The 9,239-nt window shown below is 54.3% G+C and carries 10 protein-coding genes; 4 read left to right on the top strand and 6 right to left on the bottom strand.

The features are described from left to right. The 6 genes from ACWI8T_RS06685 to ACWI8T_RS06660 all read right to left on the bottom strand — a co-directional run. The coding region (locus tag ACWI8T_RS06685; RefSeq protein ID WP_449138375.1) for an ATP-binding protein at positions 1-1,218 on the bottom strand (1,218 nt) is incomplete at its 3' end. 175 nt (positions 1,219-1,393) lie between these two features. Beyond that, the gene (locus ACWI8T_RS06680; protein WP_281668523.1) at positions 1,394-2,068 is read right to left on the bottom strand and encodes a DUF721 domain-containing protein; all 675 of its coding nucleotides are present in this window, start codon (positions 2,066-2,068) and stop codon (positions 1,394-1,396) included. Continuing rightward, a complete protein-coding gene (recF, locus tag ACWI8T_RS06675) occupies positions 2,065-3,207 on the bottom strand; it encodes a DNA replication/repair protein RecF (RefSeq protein ID WP_449138374.1) in 1,143 nt (380 codons plus the stop codon). Before recF ends, ACWI8T_RS06680 begins: the two co-directional genes overlap by 4 nt. 13 nt (positions 3,208-3,220) lie before the next feature. Then, complete coding sequence (dnaN, locus tag ACWI8T_RS06670) at positions 3,221-4,318, bottom strand: DNA polymerase III subunit beta (RefSeq protein WP_449138373.1); 1,098 nt, start codon at positions 4,316-4,318, stop codon at positions 3,221-3,223. A gap of 195 nt (positions 4,319-4,513) precedes the next feature. Further along, a complete protein-coding gene (gene dnaA, locus ACWI8T_RS06665; RefSeq protein ID WP_449138372.1) occupies positions 4,514-6,121 on the bottom strand; it encodes a chromosomal replication initiator protein DnaA in 1,608 nt (535 codons plus the stop codon). Between the two features lie 89 nt (positions 6,122-6,210). After that, positions 6,211-6,879 carry an ATP-binding protein gene (locus ACWI8T_RS06660; RefSeq protein ID WP_311719061.1) on the bottom strand — a complete coding sequence of 223 codons (669 nt, stop codon included), beginning with the start codon at positions 6,877-6,879 and terminating at the stop codon, positions 6,211-6,213. A 991-nt stretch (positions 6,880-7,870) separates the two neighbouring features. Here ACWI8T_RS06660 and rpmH point away from each other — a divergent pair. From rpmH to ACWI8T_RS06640, 4 genes are all read left to right on the top strand, one after another. After that, positions 7,871-8,005, top strand: coding sequence for a 50S ribosomal protein L34 (gene rpmH / locus ACWI8T_RS06655; protein WP_114615639.1), 135 nt, complete (start codon positions 7,871-7,873; stop codon positions 8,003-8,005). 17 nt (positions 8,006-8,022) lie between these two features. Further along, complete coding sequence (rnpA, locus tag ACWI8T_RS06650; RefSeq protein WP_114615638.1) at positions 8,023-8,376, top strand: ribonuclease P protein component; 354 nt, start codon at positions 8,023-8,025, stop codon at positions 8,374-8,376. A 37-nt stretch (positions 8,377-8,413) separates the two neighbouring features. Beyond that, complete coding sequence (yidD, locus tag ACWI8T_RS06645) at positions 8,414-8,665, top strand: membrane protein insertion efficiency factor YidD (protein WP_123218858.1); 252 nt, start codon at positions 8,414-8,416, stop codon at positions 8,663-8,665. A gap of 14 nt (positions 8,666-8,679) precedes the next feature. Then, a partial coding sequence (locus ACWI8T_RS06640) for a YidC/Oxa1 family membrane protein insertase (protein ID WP_449138371.1) occupies positions 8,680-9,239 on the top strand: 560 nt, incomplete at its 3' end.

The raw sequence follows: 9,239 nt of genomic DNA, 5'->3' as shown, positions 1-9,239 counted from the left end.
GCGCGCCTTGAGCGCCTGGGTCGCCTTGCTGATGATGCGTTTTGCCGGCGCGGGGTTTTCCTCGAGGTATTCAGCGAGGCCCTTCGTCACCGCACCCTGTACCAGTCCGCGAATCTCGGTATTGCCGAGCTTGGTTTTCGTCTGGCCCTCAAACTGCGGGTCGTGCAGCTTCACGCTCACGATAGCCGCCAAGCCCTCACGGGCGTCGTCGCCAGAAAGGTTGCTGTCCTTTTCCTTCAGAATGGCATGGGCGCGGGCGTATTCGTTGATCGTGCGCGTGAGCGCATTCTTGAAGCCGTCGAGATGCGTGCCGCCCTCATGGGTGTTGATGTTGTTGGCGAATGCGAGCACACCGTGAGCGCTGTAGCTCGTTGACCACTGCATAGCAACTTCCACCGTGCCCTCGGCGCTTTCAGCCGTAAAGTAAATCGGGGTATTCAGCGTTTCCTTGCCACGATTGAGCCACGTGACGAAGTCGACGATACCGCCGGCATACTGGAACGATTCGGTCTTAAAAGAGCCGTCTTCCTCGCGTTCGCGTTCATCGGTAAGTTGAATATGGAGGCCCTTGTTCAGAAAGGCCATTTCACGGAAACGTTCGGCGAGCGTGTCGTAGTCATACACGACCGTGTCGGTGAAGATTTCAGGGTCGGGCCAGAAGGTGACCATGGTGCCCGTATGGTCGGCGTCGCCAATGCGGTGCAGCTTCTCGACCGTTTTGCCGCGCTCAAACGCAATTTCATGCTTGCCGCCATCGCGGCACACAACAACCTCGAGACGCGTGGAAAGCGCATTCACACACGAAACGCCAACGCCGTGCAAACCGCCGGAAACCTTATAGCCCTCGCCGCCGAATTTGCCGCCTGCATGAAGGATGGTGAGAACGACCTCGACCGTAGGAATTTTCTCTTTCGGATGCTCGTCGATAGGGATGCCGCGGCCGTTGTCGATAACCGTGATGGAATTGTCCTCGTGAATCGTGACATCGATTTTGGTGCAATAGCCGGCAAGGGCCTCGTCGACGGCGTTGTCCACAACCTCATACACAAGGTGGTGCAAACCACGCGGACCCGTCGAACCGATATACATGCCGGGGCGCATACGCACGGCTTCAAGGCCCTCGAGGACCTTAATGTCTGAGCCGTCGTAGTGGTCGGGCTTTTCTTTGACCACGACCTCCTCCTTTCCGTCCCGATGCAAATCGGGATGCGCCGACATACGCCGGCGCCATAGGCATAAAGCGTTTCAACCGCCAATTTCACATAAAACAGGACGCCGAGGAGCACGCCAGCTGGAGAGGGCGCGAAAACTCAAGCAATCCAACTAGCGAATTTTACCATATTCAAGGTTTTATACCGCGCTTCAGCACGCGATTTAAGATAGTCCACACGGCCTACAAGGCCCCATTGTCGCCTTTTTTGGCTGCCGCAGCGTTTTTTACCTCTAAATCGGAAATCATGGCGCGTTTAAGCGCTTCTCGCACCTTTTTATCGGGAATCGTGGACAGCTCCTCGTCAATCTGGGCTATACGCGCCTCAGAAAGCGCCACACGCGGCGCTTTCTCTTGAGCCGCCGTTTTTTCAGCTTCTTCGCGGTAAGGATGAGAGAGCTTGTACTTGCCACGCGAGACGCGAATGCGAAACTCGTCGATTTCTTCGCCAAACAGCTCAAGGAACTTCAGTTTGATCATTTCACGACGCGCGTCGACCTCCGCTGCGATAAGACTATCTTCCACATACACGATGAGCTCGCCCGCGGGCGGCTTTCGACGAGCGAACGCGCCACCCGTCGAACGAGCGGCGGCCTGCGAGGTGCGCGAGGTTTCATCCCGTTCAGATGTTTCACGTGAAACATCTGTCTCTTCTTCGGCCTTGCGAATGATGTAAATCGAATTCGTGTGGTCGAGAATCACCGCAGCAGCAGGGCCAGCGCACGCTTCAAGCGCCGACTTCCACATACGCTTCACCTTCGCGGCGCGTGCCGCTTTAGCCGCAAGCACATCCGAAGACGCCTGCCCACGCAGAGTCTTTTGAAGGGCCATGGAAAACGATTTCATGGAGTTGCTCATGCGCGAACACCCGCCTTCGACAAATCGAGCACAGATGCCCGATCGACGATATCGTCCTCGAAACACGTCAAATCGGTGGCGGTCATGAATGTCTGAATGTCTTCATGCAGCAAATCAACGAGCGCGCCGCGGCGGCGGGCATCGAGCTCGCTCATCACGTCGTCGAGCAAGAGCACCGGTTTGACGCCAAGCATCTTCTTAACCAATTCAACCTCAGCGATTTTCCACGCAAGCGCAATGGAGCGCTGCTGGCCCTGCGAAGCGAATGTGCGAGCATTGCGCCCGTCGATGAAAAATTCCATACGGTCGGCATGCGGACCCACAACCGCGCGACGGCGGGCGCGCTCCTCAAGGCGGCGCGAGAACATTGCATTCGCCGTTGCATCAAGAACCTCGTCTTTCGACATCTCCGCATCGTACGGGCGACTTTCAGCCAACTCCGCCAAATCCTCCGGAAGCCACGAAGGAATGTACGAATACGAGAGCTCCTCCGCGCCGTCGGTAATGTCACCGTATATGCGAGCCATGCGTCCGCATAGATTGCGGAACAGCGCGACGCGATACATGTGCAGGCGGGCAGCTACGGGGATAAGCGCATCATTCACGCTATCGATGAGCACATCGGACGCTTCGTCTTTCAGAAGCGCATTCTTGTTGCGCAAAAGCTTTTCGTAATCGCGGCGAATGACGCGATGATTCTTCGAAAGCTGGCTGCCAAGCAAATCGATCGCGGAACGCTTGGGCGTTTGGGAGCCCTTCGCAAGCTCAAGATCGTCGGGAGAGAACGCCACGGCGGGCAGAATTCCCTGCAAATCTTGCGCAGCACGACGCTTCCCATTGAGCGTGTACGACCTCGATGCCGGTTCAATCACCGTCGCAACGCTCAAGTCGCGCGAGTCGGATACGAATCGCGCTTCGAGGCGAGCGAATGGCGCGCCCCACATAATGAGGTCGCGGCCGCGGGCCGAACGAAACGACCCATGGGCGCACAAAAGTTGAATTCCCTCGACGACATTGCTTTTGCCCGTGGCATTAGGACCCACGAAAATCGTGAGTCCACCTATGTTGCCCAATGCGAGGCTTCGATAATTGCGAAAACCGGCCAGGCGCACTTCCTGAATGCGAAGATCGTTTGCCACGGCAAGCACGTCCTTAAGATACGCGAACGGGCATAACGAGATACAGGAAGTTCTCGCCTGCGCCCGCACGGAAAATGCCGGGCTTCATGGGCGACGAGGTCTCGAAGAACACCTGGTCGGTCGAGACGGACATAAGGCCATCGAGCACATACTGGTGATTCAAGGCGATTTGAATGCTTTCGCCCGCCACTTCGCAGCCGACAACTTCCTCGGCCGAGCCCACGTCTTGCGTGGCCGCGTTGATAATCGCGTTGCCCGCTTCGGCGTTGATGTCGATTTTCACGGGCGACGAAAGCGCACTCACCAAGCCCACGCGCTTCACTGCAGTAATGAGCTCCTGCGTAGTGAAGCACGTCTTCGTTGCCCATGTCTGCGGAATAATCTGACGATAGTTCGGGAAATTGCCCTCGATGCGGCGATTGATGAGCACCATATTCTGATAGGTGAACACAATCTGGTTCGCCGTAAGGCCAATGGTAATGTTTTCTTCCATCTTCGGCAGGCCGGCAACCTCCTGAAGGAACACGCCAGAAACAATCGCCTCGAAATTCTCCTGCACGCCTTCAAGCGCAATATCGGCCACAGCAAGTCGATACGAGTCGGTCGCAACCATGCGCAAGCCTTCGTCAGACGTGGAGATAAGCACGCCCGTGAGCACTGCACGGCTTTGGTCCTTCGAGACGACCTTCGCCACACGCTTAACCATAGAACAGAATTCCGCGAACGGCACCTCGATGGAGCTCGAAACGTCAACGTTGGGGAACGGGGGGAAGTCGGCTGCATCGAGCGTTTTGAGCGTGAACGACGATTTGCCGCACGATACCGTGACAGTGGAATCGTGCGTCTGGAACTCCACAGCTGCCTCAGGCAGGTTTTTAACGATATCCAGAAGAAGCTTCTCGGGAATAACGGTTGTTCCCTCTTCCTCAACGAGAGCAGGAACGCTGTAACGAATAGAGCGTTCGAGGTCGGTGGTTTCCATAACCAGCCCCATACCCTCTGCTTTAATGTAGACGCCAGAAAGCACAGGGATGGTAGAGCGCGAAGCTGTGCCCTTGGACACGATGGTCAATGCATTAAGGAGTTCGCTCTTGTTGATGTTGAATCTCACTTTTTTGCCCTTCTGCTCTTAAATAAATAATTAATGATTGTAGTAGTAATAAGGACGGTGGAAAAGTGGAAAAGGTTGCATCGTGCCTGTTCAATCATTGTTTATGATGACTGAAGAATGTTTGACAATCTGCACCCGCTTTCCACTGCTTTTATTGCTTATATTATCTTTCCACCGCTTTCCTCAAGTTTTCGACTAGTTTTCCCGAATGTTTTTAATAATGATCTCGAGCTCTTCTTGAAGCTCTCGACTCTCTTTGGTCTTCTTCTCGATCTTCTCGACGGAGCTCATAATGGTCGAGTGGTCGCGATTGAACCGCTTTCCGATGTCGTTGTAAGGAATGTCGATCATCTGGCGGCACAAATAAATCGCTACGTGCCGCGCATAGGCGATATTGCGCGATCGCTTCGTGCCAATGAGGTCGGCATGGCTCACCTGATAGTACTGCTCGACTTCGTGCTGCACGGCTTCGACGGTGATTTTCTTCAACGCGCCGGCTGAGAAATGGTTCTCGAGCAGCGATTTCACGTCGGAAAGCGTGATGTCGGGGTTTCCGAACGCGGTCATTTGCGAAATGACCTTCGTTACGGCGCTTTTGAGCTCGCGTACGTTTGAGCTCGATATTTCCGCGATATACATCTGTATATCTTCGGGGACGTATAAATCCCAACTGCCTTCGGAGCGCTTGTATTCCTCGATGAACGACTTAATAATGCCGAGCTTCGTTTCGACCTCGGGCGGCTGAATGTCGTAGGTGCCGCCCGAATTGAAGCGGCTCTTGTAGCGTTCGTCGATATCGATGCTCTTCGGCGAACGGTCGGCCGAAAGTACGACTTGTTTGCCGGCGTCGGTGAGGCGGTTAAACAGCTGGAACACGATATTTACTGTGGCCGATTTGCCCTGGAAATACTGCACGTCGTCGATGAGCAGCGCGTCGGCGTCGAGATAGCGGCTTTGGAACGCCTGGAAGCTCGATTTGTCTTTGCTGTGGTCAATCGCGGCGATGGAATATTCCGTGATGAACTCCTGCGCGTCGATATACACCACGCGCATATCGGGGCGCGTTTCCAGAATGTAGTTCTGGATAGCTCGCAGCAAGTGCGTTTTGCCTAAACCGCTTTTTCCATAGATGAACAGGGGATTCAAGGTCGACTTGCCGGGCGATTCCGCTACCGATACGGCCATCGAATAGGCCAAACGGTTCGAATCGCCGATGATAAAGTTCTCGAAGGTCAGCGCGGCGGCGCCCGTGTCCATGCCGTTTGCGCGCGCGATTTGGCTGCCGGTGAGGTGGCTTGTCGCCGCCGGCGGCTGTGGGGAGCTCGGCTGTGCCGCGGCAGCAGGCTGAACTTGCGGTGCGATCTGGGGCTGGGGTTGAATCGGCTGCGCGGCTGGCGCCGCAGGTTCGGAATGCACGGTCGTGATGGGCGCAGCGCCCGCCTGCGCTCCCGCCGCCTGAGGGGCTGCCGGTTGCACAGGCGGCGTGTAAGGTGCCGCTTGCTGGGCGTTTTGCGTGGCGATTTGCTGCATGAACGCCGAAGAACCTGGGTCGACCTCGATTTCTACCACATATTCGGTTTCGAACAAGTCGCGCAGCGCCTGCTCGATTTGTGAAAGAAAGCGCTTTTCGATTTGGCCTTTAATGAAGTCGGTATCGACGGTGGCGAGCAGGAAACCCACGCTCGACGCTTGCGGCTGCATTCGTCCCAGGAACGCGTCGACCTGTGCCGGATTCACCGTGCCATACGATTTGACCTTTTCGATAACGGCTTGCCAGGTTTCATAGGGGTTGTTTGGATCCATGTTTATTCAAGCCGCCTTCCCTCCGTAGATGGTATCGAGATTATAGCGGCCAATCCTCCAATTGTGGTGTCTTCAGCGGGGTGTGGAAATTAAAACAACGCGTCGATGACGCGCAGACCTTCGTCAGTGACCTGTCGCATTTTTCCGACGGTGGAAATAAGGCCTGCCTCCTCGAGCTTTTTGAGCGCGCGGTGGGCGCTGCTCGCCGCAAGGCCAAGTTCTTCGACGATGTCGGTCACGCGCAGCGTGGGCTGGTCCAAGAACAAATAGAGCACGTCTTTCTCGCGGTCGGAAAGGGCGGGCACCATTTGTTTGCGCTGCTCGCGCGTGGGTGCGCCCCTCGGCACGTCGAAATCTTCTTCGGGTTTCACGCTGATGGTTACTACGGAGCCGCATTTGATGTTGTCTTCGATCGTGATGCGACCGTGCGAGAACGAAAGATATTCCTTTACCAGGGGCAATCCACTGCCGACGCCGCGAATGTAACGTTTCATGTCGCTTGTGGCCGACGAAAAGCCAGGCATTTGCGCCTTTTCCTTTTGGGGAATGCCGGGGCCTTGGTCGGTGAAGCGAATCGTGTTGCCCTTATCGAAAATTGAGACCACGATTTCCTTGAATTGGGCATGGATGAAATTCTCGCTGACCTCGCGAATCGCAGTATAGGGAATGCTGCCGCCGGCCTGCTGGGCCTGGGTGTAGATAGTGGAGGCAAGATTCTCGATGAACTCCGCCGTGGTGGTAGGAGCTATTTCAGTCACGCGTGGCGCGCTTCGGAAGTCGTCATAGCAAGCGATTCGTGCGCTCGCGATAGCGCGAGAGTAATCCTCGTTGACTCCAGATGCGGGCTCGGGTGCGTTTTGTGCTGTGTTTAGTGTAGGTTCCAACGCTTTTCCCAAGTTATTCCAGGTTTTCCGCTAATTTTCACTCGCTTGGAAAATTGTAAAAACTTTTTCACGAATGAGCTCCACCATTCTAGAGGTGGAAAGTCATGTTTTTCAAGACTCTTTCCACTCATGGTGGAAATTTCCATAGCCATCAACCTCATGTTTTCCGAGTTTTCCACTTTTTATTCAAGGAATGTGGAAAACGGTGGAAATGATTGGAAACCAATGCGGAAAACCTTGAAAAACAGCTTGACTTACTGGAAAACAAGGGGGAGAGAACGGAAAAACACGACAGTTTGTACGCTTTCCTGAAAAGTCCAGAGCAAGTTTTGAATTCATGCTGGAAAAATTTGCGAAAACACGGAAAAGCCCAGCTCATAACCGCTTTTTGAAGTTTTTGCAAAGTGGTTTTCGCGATGTTGGGAAACATTTTTCCAAAACGTGTTTCACGGTTTTCCGCGTAGTTTTCCACCGGAAAAACCGCGTAATGCCTGGGTTTTCCTCATTTTCCACATTTCTAGACGGTGAATAAGCTTGGTTTTCCACAATGGAGCTTATTTAGCCCGCGATCGTGCGGTGGAAAGAGCCGCAACGACGCCTCGGCGGTTTTCCGCGGTTGGAAAAGTCGTTGTTTTCCGTTCCATTTTCCACTCGTGAAGAATTCGTCGTGAATCGAAACCTATATATAGTGTTGAGAACATAAGCGAGCCTACTAGTAGCGTTTTTTCGCCCGAAAGCGCCGTTTTCTTTCGAAAATGCTTTATGAACTGCGTGAAAAGGGGGTTTACATCCGATTTCGCTACGTTATACTTGTACGGCTATTCATTGAGAAACACATGCTGCAATAACGTGAAAGGGAGTCGAAATGAAGCGCACCTATCAGCCGAATAACCGCAAGCGCGCCAAGACCCACGGTTTCCGCGCACGCATGGCGACCAAGGGCGGCCGTGCCGTTCTCGCTCGTCGTCGCGCCAAGGGCCGCAAGCGTCTGACCGTGTAAAAACCTCGGAGGTCGGCGTGAAATCGACAATTAGGTCGAGCGTCGACGTTTCGCGGCTTTTTTCGCAGGGAAAACGCTTCAGCACACCGTTCGCAACGGTGCTTGTGCTGAAGAGAACTGAGCAACACGACCATGATTTGCATGGTCGTGTTGCTTTTATAGCGGGAAAAAAGCTTGGCAACGCCGTTTGGCGCAATGCCGCGAAACGCCGGCTCCGTGCAATTGTGTGCGATCTTGGGGGCCCGTGGGAGGGTTGGGACGTCGTAATTTCGGCACGCTCCGCCATTCTGAAGGCTTCTTATAGTAAAGTGAGCCACGCATGCGAAAAGGCCCTTGAAAAGGCCGGTTTAATCAATCCTGCTTCGCGATAATGCTCCGGGCGGGAGTTTGTGGAAGAAGGCATATTCGATGAATGCCGTGTTTGCGTTTGTGCGCTCGCTGCCTAAGCGGGCCGCCTTGCTCGCGATTCAATTCTATCGTGCTGCCATTTCCCCAATTTTTGGCCCCTGCTGCCGCTATGTTCCCACGTGCTCGGAATACGGGCTCGAGGCGATTCGACGTTTCGGCTTACGCAAGGGAGGCTGGCTCGCCATAAAACGCATCGCAAGGTGCCACCCTTTCCATGAGGGCGGCTATGATCCTGTTCCCGACAAGCTCTAGAAAGGCAGTGCCGTATGTGGGACGTGTTTAAGGACTGGATATTCGATTGCATCGCATTCTTCGCCAATTTCCTTGGCGACTGGGGTCTTGCGATCATCGTTATCACGGTTATCTTCCGTTTGCTCGTTGCTCCTATCATGCACAAGCAAATCAAGTCGACCTTCCAAATGCAGAAGGTCCAGCCTCTTATGCAAGAGATTCAGAAGAAGTTCGCCGACGACCCCGTTCGTCAGAACGAGGAAATGCAAAAGCTCTACGCTGAAACCAAGTTCAATCCCCTGGCTGGCTGCGTGCCCATGCTCATCCAGATGCCGATCTTCTTGGCCATGTTCCAAACGCTGCGTGAGATTGGTTACTCGCACCCCGACGAGGTATACAGCTTCTATGGCATGGTTACCGACCTTACGAAAACGCCTGCAAACGTGATTTCTGACGGTTTCGGCGCATTCTTCCCGTATTTGGTACTCATGCTCGTGTTCGCCTTGGCAACGTTTTTGCCTATGGTTCTGCAGAACATCAAGAACGATTCCGCCCAGCGCAACCAGATGCTTATCATGGGTGGCGTTATGACGAT

Source organism: Slackia sp., assembly GCF_977041755.1.
The sequence above is the reverse complement of the archived record's forward strand: the minus strand, read 5'-3'. Positions and strand labels throughout refer to the sequence as shown.

Bases quoted from the DNA above. Each gene is read 5' to 3' on its own strand.
- rpmH (WP_114615639.1), top strand. From the start codon at position 7,871: ATGAAGCGCACCTATCAGCCGAATAACCGCAAGCGCGCCAAGACCCAC.
- ACWI8T_RS06680 (WP_281668523.1), bottom strand. From the start codon at position 2,068: ATGAGCAACTCCATGAAATCGTTTTCCATGGCCCTTCAAAAGACTCTG.
- dnaA (WP_449138372.1), bottom strand. From the start codon at position 6,121: ATGGATCCAAACAACCCCTATGAAACCTGGCAAGCCGTTATCGAAAAG.
- yidD (WP_123218858.1), top strand. From the start codon at position 8,414: ATGAATGCCGTGTTTGCGTTTGTGCGCTCGCTGCCTAAGCGGGCCGCC.